17 protein-coding genes are annotated in these 17,554 nt (G+C 59.5%); 6 read left to right on the forward strand and 11 right to left on the reverse strand.

The genetic code is table 11. From position 1 onward, the window contains the following. The first annotated feature begins 238 nt into the window (after positions 1-238). The gene (locus tag ACYZTU_RS00530; protein WP_461967264.1) at positions 239-634 is read left to right on the forward strand and encodes a DUF6124 family protein; all 396 of its coding nucleotides are present in this window, start codon (positions 239-241) and stop codon (positions 632-634) included. A 285-nt stretch (positions 635-919) separates the two neighbouring features. Here ACYZTU_RS00530 and ACYZTU_RS00535 read toward each other — a convergent pair whose 3' ends face one another. From ACYZTU_RS00535 to ACYZTU_RS00545, 3 genes are all read right to left on the reverse strand, one after another. Further along, positions 920-1,195 (reverse strand): HU family DNA-binding protein, encoded by a 276-nt coding sequence (locus tag ACYZTU_RS00535; protein ID WP_003195589.1) that lies wholly within the window; start codon positions 1,193-1,195, stop codon positions 920-922. A gap of 194 nt (positions 1,196-1,389) precedes the next feature. Beyond that, positions 1,390-2,538, reverse strand: coding sequence for an NAD(P)/FAD-dependent oxidoreductase (locus ACYZTU_RS00540; protein WP_461967266.1), 1,149 nt, complete (start codon positions 2,536-2,538; stop codon positions 1,390-1,392). Between the two features lie 20 nt (positions 2,539-2,558). After that, a complete protein-coding gene (locus tag ACYZTU_RS00545; RefSeq protein ID WP_282376312.1) occupies positions 2,559-2,726 on the reverse strand; it encodes a rubredoxin in 168 nt (55 codons plus the stop codon). Between the two features lie 201 nt (positions 2,727-2,927). On the opposite strand from ACYZTU_RS00545, the gene ACYZTU_RS00550 reads away from it, so the two are divergent. Together ACYZTU_RS00550 and ubiA are read left to right on the forward strand one after the other, a co-directional pair. After that, positions 2,928-3,491, forward strand: coding sequence for a chorismate--pyruvate lyase family protein (locus tag ACYZTU_RS00550; protein ID WP_461967268.1), 564 nt, complete (start codon positions 2,928-2,930; stop codon positions 3,489-3,491). Then, positions 3,491-4,381 (forward strand): 4-hydroxybenzoate octaprenyltransferase, encoded by an 891-nt coding sequence (gene ubiA / locus ACYZTU_RS00555; RefSeq protein WP_461967270.1) that lies wholly within the window; start codon positions 3,491-3,493, stop codon positions 4,379-4,381. Before ACYZTU_RS00550 ends, ubiA begins: the two co-directional genes overlap by 1 nt. A gap of 55 nt (positions 4,382-4,436) precedes the next feature. On the opposite strand, the gene ACYZTU_RS00560 is transcribed toward ubiA, so the two are convergent. Further along, a complete protein-coding gene (locus ACYZTU_RS00560) occupies positions 4,437-4,823 on the reverse strand; it encodes a COG4315 family predicted lipoprotein (protein WP_461967272.1) in 387 nt (128 codons plus the stop codon). A 153-nt stretch (positions 4,824-4,976) separates the two neighbouring features. Here ACYZTU_RS00560 and phoB point away from each other — a divergent pair, with 153 nt between their 5' ends. The 3 genes from phoB (at position 4,977) to ACYZTU_RS00575 (ending at position 8,492) form a co-directional block, all read left to right on the forward strand. Further along, the gene (gene phoB, locus ACYZTU_RS00565; protein ID WP_008150066.1) at positions 4,977-5,666 is read left to right on the forward strand and encodes a phosphate regulon transcriptional regulator PhoB; all 690 of its coding nucleotides are present in this window, start codon (positions 4,977-4,979) and stop codon (positions 5,664-5,666) included. 39 nt (positions 5,667-5,705) lie between these two features. Further along, positions 5,706-7,028: a phosphate regulon sensor histidine kinase PhoR gene (gene phoR, locus ACYZTU_RS00570; protein WP_461967274.1), complete on the forward strand. Its 1,323-nt coding sequence runs from the start codon at positions 5,706-5,708 to the stop codon at positions 7,026-7,028. 123 nt (positions 7,029-7,151) lie between these two features. Beyond that, the gene (locus ACYZTU_RS00575; protein WP_461967276.1) at positions 7,152-8,492 is read left to right on the forward strand and encodes a hemolysin family protein; all 1,341 of its coding nucleotides are present in this window, start codon (positions 7,152-7,154) and stop codon (positions 8,490-8,492) included. Between the two features lie 15 nt (positions 8,493-8,507). Here ACYZTU_RS00575 and ACYZTU_RS00580 read toward each other — a convergent pair whose 3' ends face one another. The 7 genes from ACYZTU_RS00580 to ACYZTU_RS00610 all read right to left on the reverse strand — a co-directional run bounded on the left by ACYZTU_RS00580 (position 8,508) and on the right by ACYZTU_RS00610 (position 17,535). Beyond that, positions 8,508-9,407, reverse strand: coding sequence for a peptidoglycan DD-metalloendopeptidase family protein (locus tag ACYZTU_RS00580; protein ID WP_461967278.1), 900 nt, complete (start codon positions 9,405-9,407; stop codon positions 8,508-8,510). 122 nt (positions 9,408-9,529) lie between these two features. Then, entirely contained in the window at positions 9,530-10,492 is a 963-nt protein-coding gene (locus ACYZTU_RS00585) for a response regulator (RefSeq protein ID WP_461967280.1), read from the reverse strand. Between the two features lie 166 nt (positions 10,493-10,658). Beyond that, the gene (gene phoU, locus ACYZTU_RS00590) at positions 10,659-11,420 is read right to left on the reverse strand and encodes a phosphate signaling complex protein PhoU (protein WP_008150055.1); all 762 of its coding nucleotides are present in this window, start codon (positions 11,418-11,420) and stop codon (positions 10,659-10,661) included. A gap of 71 nt (positions 11,421-11,491) precedes the next feature. Continuing rightward, the gene (gene pstB, locus ACYZTU_RS00595) at positions 11,492-12,325 is read right to left on the reverse strand and encodes a phosphate ABC transporter ATP-binding protein PstB (protein WP_461967281.1); all 834 of its coding nucleotides are present in this window, start codon (positions 12,323-12,325) and stop codon (positions 11,492-11,494) included. An 83-nt stretch (positions 12,326-12,408) separates the two neighbouring features. Continuing rightward, positions 12,409-14,079: a phosphate ABC transporter permease PstA gene (pstA, locus tag ACYZTU_RS00600; RefSeq protein WP_461967283.1), complete on the reverse strand. Its 1,671-nt coding sequence runs from the start codon at positions 14,077-14,079 to the stop codon at positions 12,409-12,411. Between the two features lie 15 nt (positions 14,080-14,094). Next, positions 14,095-16,128 carry an ABC transporter permease subunit gene (locus ACYZTU_RS00605; RefSeq protein WP_461971191.1) on the reverse strand — a complete coding sequence of 678 codons (2,034 nt, stop codon included), beginning with the start codon at positions 16,126-16,128 and terminating at the stop codon, positions 14,095-14,097. Between the two features lie 408 nt (positions 16,129-16,536). After that, complete coding sequence (locus tag ACYZTU_RS00610; protein ID WP_403099892.1) at positions 16,537-17,535, reverse strand: phosphate ABC transporter substrate-binding protein PstS; 999 nt, start codon at positions 17,533-17,535, stop codon at positions 16,537-16,539. Positions 17,536-17,554 lie beyond the last annotated feature (19 nt).

Consider the following 17,554-nt stretch of genomic DNA (forward strand, 5'->3'; position numbering starts at 1 on the left):
TACCTTGATTCGTGTCACTGAACCTCAGTGATCGGGTTTAGTCGCCCGCTGGAATTGAAGTAGCACGAGCGCCCGTCAAGCAGGCATTTCCTATCCTGCATTTGATGGTGGCTGTGCGTAGGGCACCTTCGGGTGCGCCGGCTTCTTCAATTCCCCGGTCCGACTAACCTGCGTACAGCTGCCACCCCTTCGTTTAGTCGGCGAAGTGTTGTCAGCATCACTTATGGAATTGAAGATCATGTTCAAGGTAACTCCAAACCCGCCGGACACCGACCCGATCTCCCCCTACGAAAGCCTCGATTCAAACAAACTCAACGAAGCCGCCGAACGCGCCCTCGACCATCACTTCCCGCCAGCCGAACCGAAGCCGCCGAAATTCAACGGCCAACTCTTCAGCGTCTGCCCCGACATCAACACTGAAACCCTGCTCGCCAACGCCTCGGAAGATCTACTGTCCATCAGCGCCATCGCCGCCGCCCTCGCCGACGATGTGGACGGCTCACGCCGCTCCGTAGCCTTGGCGCTCGGCCGCATGGCCGACGGGGTGCATTTGTTGGTGGAGCGTGCGCTGGATCATTTGGATGAACCGGAGATGGCGGCGATTTTCGCCAAGCAACAAAGTCGAGTTATCTGATCCGCTAAGTAGTTCAGTAGCAACACATCCTGTAGCAGCTGGCGAAGCCTGCGTTCGGCTGCGTAGCAGTCGTAAACCCTGAGTGCACGGTGAGCCGGACGCACCGCATTTTCTGATTTTACGACTGCTACGCAGCCGAACGCAGGCTTCGCCAACTGCTACAGGGATCGCGTCTTGGCTTGACTGATCGGCATTACCCTCGCCCCATAAAAAAATGGGCACCCAACCTCGTTGGCGTGCCCATTTTTTATCCCGCTCACCCGCCATGCGGGGTGTCGGTGCGTGTTACGGATTAACGCTGTCTTTCAACGATTTGCCTGGCTTGAAGGCAACGGTGTTGCTGGCCTTGATCTTAACGGGCTCACCGGTTTGCGGGTTTTTGCCGGTGCGGGCACCGCGGTGGCGTTGCAGGAAGGTACCGAAGCCCACCAGCGTGACGCTGTCCTTGCGGTGCAGAGCGCCGGTGATTTCTTCGAGAACGGCGTTGAGAACGCGGTTGGCCTGCTCTTTGGTGAGGTCTGCTTTTTCAGCAATTGCTGCGGCGAGGTCTGGTTTACGCATGTTAGTGAAGCCCCTTTGACGGTTTTTTGTTGTTATGTCCGTGCTGTTCTCGTTGGAACAGCGCCCAAAGCGCCGCAGGTGCTCTACTCTGCGGCAGACGGGAGTGAGAATGGCATGCACGGAAGACCCGCGCCAGTCTCGGCGCGACCTTTGTAGTGGCGAAAGAGGGGTGATTCCGACAGAACGACCGGTATTTACGCCAGCAGTGCCGGAAGCTCTTTGTTCAGCGCCAGTTTTTCCATCACCGCCGCGCCTGTCAGGGCGTATCCCAGCAGTTTGCCGCTGGCATCGCGGCACACTACCTTGATGTCCGCGCCCTGCCCTTCGACCGTCCAGACGCCTTCGAAACCCCGTGGTGGCGGTGAAACCACCAATGGGCAAACCGGGGTTTTCACGGTGATGGGCATCGGGCCATAACTCACCGCCGTCGGATTTCCGGCGAGGGTCTGAGCCAGCGCTCTCGCACAGCTCATGAGGGGCATCACGTACAACAGATTCAGCCCATCGACTTCGGCGCAGTCGCCCAAGGCATAGATATTGGCGTGAGAAGTTTTCAGGTGACGATCGACCACCACGCCGCGATTGACCTGCACACCGGCTGCGGCCGCCAGGTCGATGCGCGGACGCAGACCGATGGCCGAAACAACCACGTCGCAAGGAATCACTTGACCGTCAGAGAGATGCGCTTCCAGGCCGTCAGCCACGCGCTGCAAGCGGTTGAGCACCGGCCCGAGGTGGAAGCGTGCGCCGAGGCTTTCCAGCCCGGCCTGGACCGCAGCGGCCGCCGCCGGGTGCAGCAAGGTCGGCATGACTTGCTCGCACGGTGCAACCAGTTGCACCTCGTAGCCGCCGAGGATCAGATCGTTGGCGAACTCGCAGCCGATCAGACCGGCGCCGAGCAACAACACCCGACGTTTGCCGGCCGCCGCGGCGCGAAAGCGTGCGTAATCTTCAAGGTCGTTGATCGGGAAAACCGCGTCAGCCGCATCGCCTTCGATCGGCACCCGCACGGTTTCCGCGCCCCAGGCGAGGATCAGGTCACGGTAAATCACCGATTCCTCACCGATCCACAAGCGTTTATGGCCTGGATCAATGCCGCTGATGCGTGTGTGCGTGCGCACCTCGGCCTTCAACTGCTCAGCCATGGCGCCCGGTTCGGCCATGCTCAGGCCATCGGCGTCCTTGTTCTTGCCAAAACCAGTGGAAAGCATCGGCTTGGAGTAGGAACGTCCGTCATCGGCAGTAATCAGCAGCAGCGGGGTTTCGCCATCGAGTTTGCGAAACTCCCGGGCCAGGTTGTAGCCAGCCAGCCCGGTGCCGACGATCACGACAGGTGCGTTCATTCCCTACTCCTCTAAATGTCTTAGTTGATTTCAATCATTTCGAAATCCATCTTGCCCACGCCGCAGTCCGGGCACAGCCAGTCTTCCGGCACGTCCTGCCACAGGGTGCCCGGCGAAATGCCGTCATCCGGCCAGCCGTCGGCTTCGTTATAAATCAGGCCGCAGACCACACATTGCCACTTTTTCATTCACATACATCCTCAGAATTCAGGCTTTTGCCGGCGCGAACGGTCAATGGTTGGAACGCTGCCGTCCGGCTCAGGGGCGTTTTGTACTGATCGGGCCCGGCAGATGCAAGCCTGTTCGACGCGACGGCTGGCCGGATCAATCAAAATCGTCGGCTGACATGGTAAGCTCGCCACCTCATTTGCTGCCAATAATGACTCACTGTGCCGCACTCAAAATCCCCCACCGCGACCCCGCTCTGGCTCCCTGAAAGCCAACTGACGCCCCTCCCCGACACGTCTACCCTCGACTGGTTGTTCGACGAAGGGTCTCTGACCCGACGGCTGATCCGTTTGTCGAACGACGGCTTCAGCGTCACGCCACTCTTCGAAGGCTGGCAGCCTCTGCGCGCCGACGAATGTGCCGCACTGGACCTGGCCGAAGGCAGCGAGGGCTGGGTTCGCGAGGTGTATCTGCGCGGCCACGGCGAGGCCTGGGTGTTTGCACGCAGCGTGGCGGCGCGCAGCGCGTTGCAGGGCGACGGTTTGCACATGGACGAACTGGGCAGCCGCTCCCTGGGCGAATTGCTGTTTTGCGACCAAGCGTTTCAGCGCCGTGCTATCGAGGTTTGTCATTATCCTCAACAGTGGCTGCCGATGGAGTCCCGGGCACCTGAACTGTGGGGCCGGCGCTCGCGTTTCGACCGTGGCGCCTTGAGCGTGCTGGTGGCCGAAATTTTCTTGCCGACCCTGTGGAACGCTGCCCGCGCCTATCCGGAGAATTGCTGATGTACCAGAGCCTGCTCAAGTCCCTGAATCGCTTGAACCCTCGGGCCTGGGATTTCATTCAGCTGACGCGCATGGACAAGCCGATCGGCATTTATCTGCTGCTGTGGCCAACCCTGTGGGCATTGTGGATTGCCGGTAAAGGTTCACCGTCACTGGCCAACATCGTCATTTTCGTCCTCGGTGTGGTGCTGACCCGCGCCGGCGGCTGCGTAATCAATGACTGGGCGGACCGCAAAGTCGACGGCTACGTGAAACGCACCGAACAGCGGCCATTGGTGAGCGGCAAGATCAGCTCCAAAGAAGCCCTGGTGTTCTTCGCGCTGCTGATGGGCGTGAGCTTTTTGCTGGTGCTGTGCACCAATGCCACGACGGTCTGGCTGTCGTTTGGTGGTTTGGCTCTGGCCTTCACTTACCCGTTCATGAAGCGCTACACCTATTACCCACAAGTGGTGCTGGGCGCGGCGTTCTCCTGGGGGATGCCGATGGCGTTCACTGCCGAAACCGGGGAACTGCCGGCGGCGGCGTGGTTGCTGTGGATCGCCAACCTGTTGTGGACGGTGGGCTACGACACCTATTACGCCATGACCGACCGCGACGACGACCTGAAGATCGGCGTGAAATCCACGGCGATTCTGTTTGGCGAAGCGGACCGGGTGATCATCCTGACCCTGCAAGGGTTGGCGTTGGGTTGCCTGCTGCTGGCCGGGTCGAAATTCGAGCTCGGTGGCTGGTTTCACTTGGGATTGCTGGCGGCGGCGGGCTGTTTTGCGTGGGAGTTCTGGTACACCCGCGGCAAGGACCGGATGCGTTGCTTCAAGGCGTTTTTGCACAACCACTGGGCCGGGTTGGCGATTTTTGTCGGGATTGTGCTGGATTACGCCACTCGCTGATCGCCCCAACCGCTGCCGAACGCATGTTTCGGTAGCGGCTATAGGCTTTGATCGATTACTTCTGCGACTCGTGCATGACGTGCCAGACGTCCTTCATTTTGTCGCCTACCATGTCACCGGGTTTTTTGTCATTCACGAACGTGTACAGCGGCTTACCGTCGTAAGCGTATTGCATCATGCCGTCATCACGCTTAATGACGCTCCATTTGCCTTCGGCCTTTGCACCCGCCGGAGCCATCATTGGCGGCCAGTTCTTGGCGCAATCATCGTTACACATTGACTTGCCGCCAGCATCCTTGTCGAACGTGTACACCGTCATACCCTTATGATCGACCATCATTCCGTCTTTCATCATTGCTGGCTCAGCCGCGAAGGCCATCGATGGCAACGCCAGGGCCGCGGTCAGCATCAGAGCCTTGATGGATTGCGAGTATAGCTTCATGGAAACCTTCCTTTTGTGGTTGTCAGGATTCGGAATTAGAGCTTAGTTCAGGATCACAACAACCGCAGGGCGACTAGAATACTGTCACACGACTGCAATAATTCCGTTATCTAATGCGGCGCAAGACAGTTAAATGACAAGAGGATTAAAGGCATGGTTGGCAGGAGCATTCTGATCGTCGACGACGAAGCGCCCATTCGCGAAATGATCGCCGTTGCGTTGGAAATGGCCGGCTATGACTGCCTGGAGGCTGAAAACTCCCAGCAGGCCCACGCCATCATCGTTGACCGCAAGCCGGACCTGATCCTGCTGGACTGGATGCTGCCCGGCACTTCCGGTATCGAGCTGGCCCGACGCCTCAAGCGTGATGAGCTGACCGGGGACATCCCGATCATCATGCTCACCGCCAAGGGCGAAGAGGACAACAAGATCCAGGGCCTGGAAGTCGGCGCCGATGACTACATCACCAAGCCTTTTTCCCCACGTGAGCTGGTGGCGCGCCTGAAGGCCGTGCTGCGCCGCGCCGGCCCTACCGATGGCGAGACGCCGATCGAAGTCGGCGGCCTGCTGCTGGACCCGATCAGCCACCGCGTGACCATCGACGGCAAACCTGCCGAGATGGGCCCGACCGAATACCGCCTGCTGCAATTCTTCATGACCCACCAGGAGCGCGCCTACACCCGTGGCCAGTTGCTGGATCAGGTCTGGGGCGGCAACGTGTATGTCGAAGAGCGCACCGTCGACGTGCACATCCGTCGCCTGCGCAAAGCCCTGGGCGATGCCTACGAAAATCTGGTACAAACCGTGCGCGGAACCGGCTACCGGTTTTCCACCAAGGCCTGAGCCTGCCGCCAGACTCGCTGACAAGGACGCATATTTTCCGTGAACCAAAACTGGCATGGCATCCTGATTCGCCACATGCTGTTGCTGGTCACCACCTGCCTGGTGATCGGCCTGATTTCTGGCTACTACGGCTGGAGCCTCGCCGCGGGCCTGGGCCTTTACCTGGCCTGGACGCTCAAGCAACTGCTGCGTCTGCACGAGTGGCTGCGCCTGCACAAATCCGATGAAGCACCGCCCGATGGCTATGGCCTGTGGGGCGAAGTGTTCGACAGCATCTACCACCTGCAACGCCGCGACCAACGGGTGCGCGGGCGTCTGCAAGCGGTGATCGACCGGGTCCAGGAATCCACCGCCGCGCTGAAAGACGCGGTGATCATGCTCGACAGCGACGGCAACCTGGAATGGTGGAACCGCGCCGCCGAAACCCTGCTCGGCCTCAAGACGCCGCAAGACAGCGGTCAGCCGGTGACCAACCTCGTACGCCATCCGAGCTTCAAAGAATACTTCGAGCAGAACAGCTACGCCGAGCCGCTGGAAATCCCGTCGCCGACCAATGATCGCCTGCGCATTCAGCTGTACATCACCCGCTACGGCAACAACGAACATTTAATGCTGGTACGCGACGTGACGCGTATCCATCAGCTGGAACAGATGCGCAAAGACTTCATCGCCAACGTCTCCCATGAATTGCGCACACCGTTGACGGTGATCTGCGGTTACCTGGAAACCCTGCTCGACAACGTCGAGGAAGTGAACCCGCGCTGGACCCGTGCCTTGCAGCAGATGCAGCAGCAAGGCGGACGCATGCAAACCTTGCTCAACGATTTACTGCTGTTGGCCAAACTGGAAGCCACCGATTACCCGTCGGACAACCAGCCGGTGGCCATCGACGGCTTGCTGCAATCAATCAAGAGTGATGCTCAGCAGTTGTCTGCTCAGCGCAATCAGCAGATCACGCTGGAAGCCGATACAACGATTCTGCTCAAGGGCAGCGAAGCCGAATTGCGCAGCGCGTTTTCCAATCTGGTGTTCAACGCGGTGAAATACACCCCGGCCGAAGGCAATATCCGCATTCGCTGGTGGGGTGATGAGCAAGGCGCACACCTGAGCGTGCAGGACTCCGGCATCGGCATCGACAGCAAACACCTGCCGCGCCTGACCGAACGCTTCTATCGTGTCGATTCCAGCCGCAACTCCAACACTGGCGGCACCGGGCTAGGTCTGGCCATCGTCAAACACGTGTTGCTGCGCCACCGCGCGCGGATGGAAATCAGCAGTTTGCCGGGCCACGGCAGCACCTTCACCTGCCACTTTCCGCCAGCCCAAGTCACAAAATCCCGAGTCATCAGCGCCACCGACTGATACCGGCCAGCACTCACCACTAGGCAATCGCCCGGTCAGCCGCTACATTGGCTGACTTGTGCCTGCCCTTCAGGCGCACTTTTTTCTTTCCTTTCGAATACACGGAACCCGCAAAACTCCATCATGGACCCATCCCCTGGCTTGACCCTCGCGACACTCTTCGCCGATTTCGGCATGATTCTTTTTGCTCTGATCCTGGTTTTGCTCAACGGCTTTTTCGTTGCGGCGGAATTTGCCATGGTCAAATTGCGCTCGACCCGGGTCGAAGCCATCGCTGAAAAAAACGGCTGGCGCGGACATATTTTGCGCACCGTTCACAGTCAGCTTGATGCCTACCTGTCGGCGTGCCAATTGGGTATCACTCTCGCCTCGCTGGGCCTTGGCTGGGTCGGTGAACCGGCGTTCGCACACATCCTCGAACCGCTGCTTGAAGCCGTCGGCGTGCAGTCGGCCGAAGTGGTCAAAGGCGTGTCGTTCTTCACGGCGTTCTTCATCATTTCGTACCTGCACATTGTGATCGGCGAGTTGGCCCCGAAATCCTGGGCCATCCGCAAACCCGAGTTGCTGTCACTCTGGACCGCCGTGCCGCTGTACCTGTTCTACTGGGCGATGTACCCGGCCATTTACTTGCTCAATGCCAGTGCCAACACGATTCTGCGGATCGCCGGCCAAGGTGAACCCGGCCCTCATCACGAGCACCATTACAGCCGTGAAGAACTGAAACTGATCCTGCACTCCAGCCGTGGCCAGGACCCAAGCGACCAAGGCATGCGCGTATTGGCCTCGGCGGTGGAAATGGGCGAGCTGGAAGTGGTCGACTGGGCCAACTCCCGGGAAGACCTGGTGACGCTGGAGTTCAACGCGCCGCTGAAGGAAATCCTGGCGATGTTCCGTCGCCACAAGTTCAGCCGTTATCCGGTGTACGACAGCGATACCCAGGAGTTTGTCGGCCTGCTGCACATCAAGGATCTGCTGCTGGAACTGGCAGCCCTGGACCACATTCCCGAGTCGTTCAACCTCGCCGAACTGACCCGTCCGCTGGAGCGCGTTTCTCGTCACATGCCGCTGTCGCAGCTGCTGGAACAGTTTCGCAAGGGCGGCTCGCACTTCGCCTTGGTGGAAGAAGCCGACGGCAACATCATCGGCTACCTGACCATGGAAGACGTGCTGGAAGTGCTGGTCGGCGATATTCAGGACGAACACCGCAAGGCTGAGCGCGGGATCCTCGCGTATCAGCCGGGCAAGCTTCTGGTGCGTGGGGATACGCCGCTATTCAAGGTCGAACGCCTGCTGGGCATCGACCTGGACCACATCGAAGCCGAAACCCTCGCCGGGCTGGTCTACGAAACCCTGAAACGGGTGCCGGAAGAGGAAGAGGTGCTGGAAGTCGAAGGCTTGCGGATCATCATCAAGAAGATGAAAGGGCCGAAGATTATTCTGGCCAAGGTGTTGATGCTCGATTGAGCATCAACCTTTGACTCACTGCTTGCCCAACGCAAAGTTGGGCAATGCGCCAACCGGTTGATTGAACTGGTACGGAATCGACACCAGCCCCAACCCGGTATTGCGCTGCACCACGAAATGCAGGTGCGGCCCGCTGCTGTTGCCGGTGTTGCCCGACAGCGCCAACGCACTGCCTACCGACACCCGTTGCCCCTCGCGAACGCTCACCGAACCTTGCTTGAGGTGCAGGTACACGCCCATGGTCCCGTCATTGTGCAGCACCCGCACGAAATTGCCCGACGGATCGGTGCCACGCCCGGTTTGGGCATTTTCGGTTTTCACCACCACCCCGCCTCGCGCCGCGATGATCGGCGTGCCTTCGGGCATGGCGATGTCCATCGCGTAGCGATTCTTTGGACCAAAGTGGCTGTACTGACCATTAGCCCCCTGACTCAGCCGAAACGGTCCGCCACGCCAGGGCAACGGGTATCGATAGGCCATGGCGGACCCTGAGGGGTCGCCCAGGGAATACTCGAACTTTGGGGTATACGCGAGCGCTCTTTCGGGTTGCGTGGCCGTGAGCAGCGCCAGACGAATACTGCTGCGTGCCGGCATCACCCGGCGAATCGGTCGGCTCGGCGCACCGCTGACATTTTTCAGCCCGCCGAAGCTCAATTTGATTTCTACCGGCGCATACAGGTCATTGCGCACGTAAACGCTGTCCACGCCCTTCTTCTTCGTGATGATGAGGTACACCTGACGCTCAAGATTCTCAACCATGCGATCACGAAAAACGAACACCTTGGAGCCTGTCGTGGGGCGGTCGCTGTAGGAGACCACGCCATTGGCGTCGGTGGACTTGTAGATCGTCATGGCCACAGCCGAGGTGGATGCCATGAAAAGACCACAGAAAAAAAACAGCAGACGCGCGAGCATGGGCAAGATTCTGTCGAGTAAGACCTGGGTAGGAGCCTAGCAGCTGCAATGGACCCGGGTAGTCGGCAGATGTTTCAAATGATCGTTCCCACGCTCTGCGTGGGAACGATCAGCGGTAGAGATTACGCGCCGGGCACGAAATGCTTCTGCGCCGTGCCACGGGCAATCAGGCGGGAGATGTAGTCGAGCTTCTGCGCATCCTGATCGACGAAGCGGAAGGTCAGTTGCAGCCACTCGCTGTCGGGCTTCTGCTCGTGGGCGACGATGGCGTGCAGGTAGCCGTTCAGGCGGGCGGTTTCGGCGTTGTCGCCCTGCTCCAGATCGAGCACCGCGCTGTCGAGCACTTGCGGCAGCGTATCGGTGCGCTTCACCACCAGCAGTGCTTCCTTGAGACTCAAGGCCTTGATCACACATTGCTGAATGCCGTTCGGCAAGCGCAGTTGGCCCTGGCCACGACCGCCAGTTGGCGCTGCAGAGGGCGCTGCAGAGGGCGCTGGAGGCTTGACCGGCGGGCTGTTGAGCAGACCACGAGACGGAGCCGCCGCCGGGGCTGGCGCGGCGGCGACAGGTTTGGCGAACGGGTTGACCGGCGCCGCTGCGGGTGCGACCACGGAAGCCTTGCCGCCCGTCAATGCGCTCAGGGAATCGTTGCCGAATGCCGAGTTCATTTTGGTCGGCGCGCTGTTCATCAAGGTGTCGAGCTTGCCGACCTTGTTCAGGGCCTGCTTGACCTTGGTCAGCAGTTGCTCGTTGGTGAACGGCTTGCTGACGTAGCCGGAAACCCCGGCCTGAATCGCCTGGACCACGTTCTCTTTATCGCCCCGGCTGGTCACCATCACGAACGGCATGGTCTTGAGGTTGTCCTGCTCGCGGCACCAGGTCAGCAGTTCCAGCCCGGACATTTCCGGCATTTCCCAGTCGCACAGCACCAAATCGAACGCTTCACGCGCCAGAATCGCCTGAGCCTTCTTGCCGTTGACCGCGTCTTCGATCCGGATCCCCGGGAAGTAGTTGCGCAAGCACTTCTTCACCAGGTCACGAATGAACGACGCGTCGTCCACGACCAACACACTGACCTTACTCATCCATCACCCCTTAAAAAAATCCCGGCAAGCATACCGCTTTGCTGATGGCACATTGCCAAAAACCTTCAGTCACGCCGGGACTTTTCGTTCGCGGGTGCTGCTTTCGAATTCATTACCAAAAACAAAAACGCCCGGCCAGAAGGCCGGGCGCTTTTCTCAGGCAATCTTACTTATCGTCAGCTTTACCCGGAACATTAGCGGTTTCGCCACTTGTGCCTTCAACTTCTTCCTTCATGCGCTTGAGACCCAAGTGACGCACGTCGGTGCCACGCACAAGGTAAATCACCAACTCCGAGATATTGCGCGCATGGTCGCCGATCCGTTCCAGCGAACGCAGCACCCAAATAATGCTCAAGACCCGCGAGATAGAGCGCGGGTCTTCCATCATGTAGGTGGCCAGCTCGCGCAGCGCGGTTTTGTATTCGCGGTCGATGATCTTGTCGTACTGCGCCACCGACAACGCCAGGTCGGCGTCGAAGCGGGCAAAAGCGTCCAGCGCATCGCGAACCATGTTGCGCACCTGGTCGCCAATATGGCGAACCTCGACGTAGCCGCGTGGGGCTTCGCCTTCTTCGCACAGCTGGATGGCGCGACGGGCGATTTTGGTCGCTTCATCGCCAATGCGTTCCAGGTCGATCACCGACTTGGAGATGCTGATGATCAGACGCAGGTCCGACGCCGCAGGCTGTCGACGGGCCAGAATGCGCAGGCACTCTTCGTCGATGTTGCGTTCCATCTGGTTGATCTGGTCATCGATCTCGCGAACCTGCTGAGCCAGACCGGAGTCGGCCTCAATCAGCGCGGTCACCGCGTCGTTGACTTGCTTTTCCACCAGCCCGCCCATGGCCAGGAGGTGGCTGCGCACTTCCTCAAGTTCAGCGTTGAACTGCGCGGAAATGTGGTGGGTAAGGCCTTCTTTACTAATCATGTTGGCGTCCTTGGAGCGTCCGGTAAGGTGCGGTGGACCGCAGCGTCAGTTCAGTGAGCAACAACAGCTTCCTAGCCGTAGCGACCAGTGATGTAGTCTTCGGTCTGCTTCTTCGCCGGATTGGTGAACAGGGTGTCGGTATCGCCGAATTCCACCAGTTTGCCCATGTACATGAACGCCGTGTAGTCGGAAACCCGCGCGGCCTGTTGCATGTTGTGGGTCACGATGACGATGGTGAACTTCGATTTCAGTTCGTAGATCAGCTCTTCGACTTTCAGCGTGGAAATCGGGTCGAGTGCCGAGCACGGTTCGTCGAGCAGCAGCACTTCTGGCTCCACGGCGATAGTGCGAGCGATCACCAGACGTTGTTGCTGACCACCGGACAGGCCGAGTGCAGATTCATGCAGACGGTCTTTGACTTCGTCCCACAGCGCAGCGCCTTTCAACGCCCACTCGACGGCTTCGTCGAGGATGCGCTTCTTGTTGATGCCTTGAATGCGCAGGCCGTAGACCACGTTTTCGTAGATGGTTTTCGGGAACGGATTCGGCTTCTGGAACACCATGCCAACACGACGACGCAGCTCGGCCACGTCTTCGCCCTTACGGTAGATGTTGTTGCCGTAGAGGTTGATCGCACCTTCGACACGGCAGTCATCCACCAGGTCGTTCATGCGGTTGAACGTACGCAGCAGCGTGGACTTACCGCAGCCGGACGGGCCGATGAAGGCGGTCACGCGCTGTTTCGGGATGTTCAAGCTGACGTCGAACAGCGCTTGTTTGTCGCCGTAGAACAGGCTCAGGCCTGGCACTTCGATGGCGACGGTTTCCTGGTCGAGGCTCAAGCTCTGTTTATCGCGGCCCAAGGCCGACATGTTGATGCCGTGGGTATGTGCTTCGTGCTGCATGGGAGGCTCCCTGTGCTAACAAATTCGGTTCAGTGAGCTGCTGGCATTGAAGCCAGCAGCACTTTCAATTTTTGCGGCAGCTATCAGCTGTCCAGCGCTTTGTACTTCTCGCGCAGGTGGTTCCGGATGTATACGGCCGACAAGTTCAACGTCGCGATCACCAGCACCAGCAGCAGCGCCGTGGCGTACACCAGCGGTCGCGCGGCCTCGACGTTCGGGCTCTGGAAGCCGACGTCATAGATGTGGAAGCCCAAGTGCATGATCTTCTGGTCAAGGTGAAGGTACGGGTAGTTACCGTCCAGTGGCAGCGACGGTGCCAGTTTCACCACACCCACCAGCATCAGCGGCGCCACTTCACCGGCGGCGCGAGCCACGGCGAGGATCATGCCGGTCATCATCGCCGGGCTGGCCATCGGCAGCACGATCTTCCACAAAGTTTCAGCCTTGGTCGCGCCGAGGGCCAACGAGCCTTCACGCACGGTGCGAGGAATCCGCGCCAGGCCTTCTTCGGTGGCCACGATTACCACCGGCACCGCCAGCAGCGCCAGGGTCAGGGAGGCCCAGAGCAGACCCGGGGTACCAAAGGTCGGTGCCGGCAGTGCTTCCGGGAAGAACAACCGGTCGACCGAGCCGCCGAGTACGTAGACGAAGAAGCCCAGACCGAACACGCCGTAGACGATAGCCGGAACGCCCGCCAGGTTGTTCACCGCGATGCGGATCAGACGAGTCATGGTGTTCTGTTTCGCATACTCACGCAGGTAGACCGCCGCCAGCACGCCGAACGGCGTCACGACCATCGCCATGATCAGGGTCATCATCACAGTGCCGAAAATCGCCGGGAAGATCCCGCCTTCGGTGTTCGCTTCACGCGGGTCGTCGCTGAGGAATTCCCACATCTTGCTGAAGTAGAAACCGATCTTGGTGAAGGTGCCCATCGCGTTCGGCTGATAAGCGTGAACCACTTTACCGATGCCGATTTCAATCTCTTTGCCGTTCGCATCGCGGGCCGTCAGGCTGTCGCGATTGAACTGGGCGTGCAGGTCGTTCAGGCGGACTTCGATGTCTTGATAACGAGCGTTGAGCTCGGCGCGCTCGGATTCCATGTCCGCTTGTGCGGCGGCGTCGAGCTGGCCGGCCAGTTCCAGTTTGCGGCCGTGCAGACGGACGCGTTCAAGGCCTGCGTTGATCGCGCCGATGTCGGCTTTTTCCAGGCTCTTGAGCTGCGCGGCAAGATTGTTGACGCGATCGACACGGGCCTGCAACTCAGGCCACGCGGCCTCGCCTTCAGCGATGACCTTGCCATCCTGCTTGACGTTGACCAGGTAGCCGTAGAAGTTGCCCCACTCGCGACGCTCAATGGCCATCAACTCAGGCGGGGTCTTCTGGTTAGTCAGCCACTCGCCGACGATCCAGGTGAAGTCGTTGCCGTTCAAGTCACGGTTGCCGACCTTGATCAGCTCGCGGGTCATGAACTCCGGGCCCTGATCGGGCACCGGCAGGCCAGCGCTTTTCAGGCGCTCGCGCGGCACTTCTTCTTTCTGCACGATCTCGCCGATGACCAGGTGATTGGCCTGGCCCGGCACGTCGTAGCTGGCGTGAATCAAGTCCGCCGGCCAAAAATGACCCAGACCGCGCACGGCAATCACCGCCAGCAAGCCAATGGTCATGATGACCGCGATGGACACCGCGCCGCCGCTGATCCAGACGCCGGGGGCGCCGCTCTTGAACCATCCGTTCAGGGAGTTCTGTTTCACAGACTTCTACCTTTCTTAAAGCGACGAGTATTTCTTGCGCAGACGCTGACGAATCAGCTCCGCGAGGGTGTTCATGACGAAGGTGAACAACAGCAGCACCAGCGCCGAGAGGAATAGCACGCGGTAGTGGCTGCCGCCGACTTCCGATTCGGGCATTTCCACTGCGACGTTGGCGGCCAGGGTGCGCAGGCCTTCGAACAGGTTCATTTCCATGACCGGGGTGTTACCGGTGGCCATCAGCACGATCATGGTTTCACCGACCGCACGGCCCATGCCGATCATCAGCGCCGAGAAGATGCCCGGGCTGGCGGTGAGGATCACCACCCGCGTCATGGTCTGCCACGGCGTGGCACCGAGGGCCAGAGAACCGAGGGTCAAACCGCGAGGCACGCTGAACACGGCGTCTTCGGCGATGGAGTAGATGTTCGGGATCACCGCAAAGCCCATGGCCAGACCGACCACCAGAGCGTTGCGCTGGTCGTAGGTGATGCCCAGGTCGTGGGAGATCCACATGCGCATGTCGCCACCGAAGAACCAGGTTTCCATGTACGGGCTCATGTACAGCGACAGCCAGCCCACAAACAGGATCACTGGAATCAGAATCGCGCTTTCCCAGCCGTCCGGCACTTTCAGGCGGATGGACTCAGGCAGGCGGCTGAAGACGAAACCGGCCACCAGAATGCCGATCGGCAGGAGCATCAGCAGGCTGAAGATCCCCGGCAAATGTCCTTCCACATACGGAGCGAGGAACAGGCCGGCGAAGAAACCGAGGATCACCGTCGGCATCGCTTCCATCAATTCGATCACCGGTTTGACCTTGCGGCGCATGCCCGGAGCCATGAAGTACGCGGTGTAAATCGCAGCAGCGACGGCCAGTGGTGCAGCCAGCAGCATGGCGTAGAACGCGGCCTTCAGGGTGCCGAAGGTCAGTGGCGACAGGCTCAGCTTGGGTTCGAAATCGGTGTTGGCGGCGGTCGATTGCCAGACGTATTTAGGCTCGTCGTAGTTCTCGTACCAGACCTTGCTCCACAACGCGCTCCAGGAAACCTCCGGGTGCGGGTTGTCGAGAAGCAGCGGTTGCAGCTTGCCGCCCTGCTCCACAATGATGCGGTTGGCCCGTGGCGACATACCGAAAAGGCCTTGGCCATCGACCACCTGATCCACCAGCAAGGTGCGGTGAGCGGTGCTGTGGAACACGCCGAGCTTGCCTGCAGCGTCAAGAGCAACAAAGCCTTTGCGACGTTCTTCGGCGGAGATTTCAAGGATTGGCGTAGTGCCCATCTGGAAGGTGCGGATCTGCTTCAGACGCTGCTCGCCATCCGGGTCGCGGGCCATGAACCACTGAGCCAGACCGCCCTTCGAATCACCCAGGATCAGCGAGATACCGCCGACCAATTGAGTACTGGCGGTAATCTCGGCATCGCCATTTTCGAGCAGCTTGTAACGACCGTTGAGGCTCTTGTCACGCAGGCTGAATACGTCGGCCTGGGCGCGACCGTTAATCACGTACAGCCATTGCTGGCGCGGGTCGACGAAGATGTTCTTCACCGGCTCGGTCATCTGCGGCAGATCGATGCGCTTCTGCTCGTTGGTGATTTCGCCGGTCATCATGTTTTCTTCGCTGGTCAGCGACAAGACATTGAGTTGCGCACCGGTAGAGCCGACCAGCATCAGCGTGGTGTCGGTGGCGTTGAGGCTGACATGCTCCAGCGCACCGCCCGCCTCGTTCAGCGCTATCGGGGTTTCGCCGTACGGATACTCGATGGCTGGCGTGATCGTCTTCTTGCCATCTGGGTAGCTGACTTTATAGGTGTGACGGAACACCAAAGCCTGACCGTTGGAGAAACCCACCGCGACCAATGGATGGCCGGGCTGGTCTTCGCCGATGGACGTGACGCTGGCACCCGCCGGAACCGGCAGATCGACGCGCTTGAGTTCGGCGCCACTGTCGATGTCGAAGAACAGCGCCTGCCCCTTGTCGGAAACGCGCATGGCGACCTGGTTCTGTTCTTCCAGGGAGATCATCAACGGCTTGCCGGCGTCTTGCATCCAGGCCGGCGTGATGGCGTCCTTGGTCGTCAGGTCGGCACCCTGGAACAGAGGGAAGACGATGTAGGCGAGGAAGAAGAAGATCAGTGTGATCGCGCCGAGAACGGCAAGGCCGCCCACGAGGACGTACCAGCGGGTAAGGCGATCTTTGAGCGCGCGGATGCGGCGCTTGCGTTGCAGCTCAGGCGTATTGAAATCAATTCGCTTGGGAGGATTAGTAGTCATGGTGGAATTGGCCAGATCATTCATGCGCACACCCTAGCGGTCCTATATGACAGAAAGATGACAATGCAGTGACGCAACAAATCCGCCGCCAGTGGGAACTGGCAGTGGATCAAAAATTTGGGGGTGTAGGAGCGGGCGTACCCGCTCCCACTGGAGCCCGGAAATCATCCCGGACTCAAGGTTTTACTTTTTTGCGACGTTGCCGCCTTCTTGCAGACCCAGGTCAGCCAGTGCTTTTGCAGCAACCTTGGCCGGCAGTGGGATGTAGCCGTCTTTCACTACAACTTCCTGACCCTGTTTGGACAGAATCAGCTTCACGAACTCGGCTTCCAGCGGGGCCAGAGGCTTGTTCGGGGCTTTGTTGACGTAAACGTAGAGGAAACGCGACAGCGGGTACTTGCCGTTCAGGGCGTTTTCTTCGGTGTCTTCGACGAACTCGGTGCTGCCTTTCTTGGCCAGAGCTACCGTTTTCACGCTAGCGGTTTTGTAGCCAATGCCCGAGTAACCAACGCCGTTCAGCGAGGAGCTGATCGACTGCACGACCGAAGCCGAACCTGGTTGTTCGTTGACGTTTGGCTTGTAGTCGCCTTTGCACAAGGCTTCTTCTTTGAAGTAGCCATAGGTGCCCGATACCGAGTTACGACCGAACAGTTGAACCGGCTTGTTCGCCAGGTCGCCGGTCACACCCAGGTCACCCCAGGTTTTCACGTCGGTTTTAGCGCCGCACAGACGAGTGGACGAGAAGATCGCGTCGACTTGTTCCATGGTCATGTGCTGGATCGGGTTGTCTTTGTGCACGAACACAGCCAGGGCATCCACGGCAACCGGGATAGCGGTTGGCTTGTAGCCATATTTGGTTTCGAAGGCCTGCAGCTCGTTGTCCTTCATCTTGCGGCTCATCGGGCCCAGGTTAGCGGTGCCTTCAGTCAGCGCAGGTGGCGCGGTCGACGAACCGGCAGCCTGAATCTGGATGTTTACGTTCGGGTATTCTTTTTTGTAGTTCTCAGCCCACAGGGTCATGAGGTTGGCCAGGGTATCGGAGCCGACGCTGGACAGGTTGCCCGACACACCAGTGGTCTTGGTGTAGCTCGGGATAGCAGGGTCAACAGCGGCAACCGCGTTGGCAGTCGCAACGCCAGCAGCGACAAAAGTCATTGCCGCCATCAAACGCTTCAGTTTCATGCCTTACTCCTAGCAGATA

This window comes from Pseudomonas sp. HLT2-19-2 (assembly GCF_054898005.1).